Consider the following 1398-nt stretch of genomic DNA (forward strand, 5'->3'; position numbering starts at 1 on the left):
TATTCAACTGCATATTCTAAATTGCCATCAATTGCTTCATGAATATCAAGTATTAAATCATTATATTGTGAAAAGCTTTCAAACTCTACTTCAATTCCCGAATCAAGTGACCTTAAAAATTCATTTGCTGTGTGTATTCCATAGGCTGTGCTTAAGACTTGATTCATAAAAAGCATTGAATTTTGGTGTTCACCATTTAAAATCCTCATCCAGCAAGTTAGCATAGGTTTTCCTGTCTTTGATTCTACAAGCTCCATTTTTTCGATCTTAACCTCGTATACTCCAAATGGAACCTCCTTAAATTGTCCTTCAGCTGCTCCTACGTTTTTTAAGTCTTCCTTTAAACCTTGAATGTCAAATTCCTTGTCAAACTTTTCAAAAATGTTCTTGCTTACCATATTTATCTCCTCCTAATATTTATTTTCTTGAGCGTCTCTTCATTATAGCTGTTTCTTCAGTGTTTAAAACTTCTGTATCTTCAGCAGTCATAACACTTTCCTGTGCATCTTTTAGGGCTTTTATAAACTCATCCTTATCAAGTTTTATTCTTGGAACTTTAAAGTTAAATCTTCCACCACCGAAGATATTTTCATTCTTTTCAAGAAGCAAATATCTTTCATCACCATCCATAAAGGCCCTAACTGTTAAATCAACTGTTCCTGCTAACACATTTGCTATTTTTTCATTGATGTTTGGTTTTATTGTTGTTATCTTATTTCCATTCTTTAATGTGATTTCAGTATTTATCTCCTTTGATATATAAATCACCTGGTATCCAAGGTTTTTAAGCCTTTTTATTGCTGATAGAAATTCAGTTCTAACCATGTCCCATCCTTTACCAAAGCCAGCATCCTGTTCGTGGTCTATTCCAAGTTTTTTATACATATACAATCTGCAGTGTTCATAAAGGTCCTCGATTAAATCAATGCATACTCTTTCGAAGGTATTATCTTTTCTCTCAAGCTCCGTTATAACATCAAGGAACACTTCCCATGCCATTTTTACTTTTTTTAATCTTCCTTCAAAGGTTACCTCATCAGCTATTTTTACAACTGGAGATGTTGTGTTGTCTGTATTACCATCAGTATTTAAAAATAGCAGGTTTGGAAACTTATCAACAAAAGTTGATTTTCCAACATAGCTGTCTGCATAAATCCACATGTCAGGGTTTTCATCAATTTTTATGTCCCTTCGCTTGTTTTCAGGTAAAAGCATATATGTTTCTCCTCCTTCGCAATACAATTTATATTCACACCACTCACATAATTTTGAAGGTGCTTTTTCAAATTCAGTTTCATTTTTGATTTCATCACATATTCTGAAAAACTCATTAACCTTTATTTCATCATAGTCTATGTTTACTATCTCAACTTCCATATTTTCTAAAGTTTCTTTTAG

2 protein-coding genes are annotated in these 1398 nt (G+C 32.5%); both read right to left on the reverse strand.

Annotation, left to right across the window (positions count from 1 at the left end; translation table 11 throughout):
* Nucleotides 1–398: DUF669 domain-containing protein (locus tag BUB63_RS13105; RefSeq protein ID WP_073250471.1), on the reverse strand; the 398-nt coding region annotated here is incomplete at its 3' end.
* Nucleotides 399–417: 19 nt separating this feature from the next.
* The coding region (locus BUB63_RS13110) for an AAA family ATPase (RefSeq protein ID WP_159431482.1) at nucleotides 418–1398 on the reverse strand (981 nt) is incomplete at its 5' end.

The organism is Caloramator proteoclasticus DSM 10124, from assembly GCF_900129265.1.
GTDB lineage: Bacteria > Bacillota > Clostridia > Clostridiales > Caloramatoraceae > Thermobrachium > Thermobrachium proteoclasticum.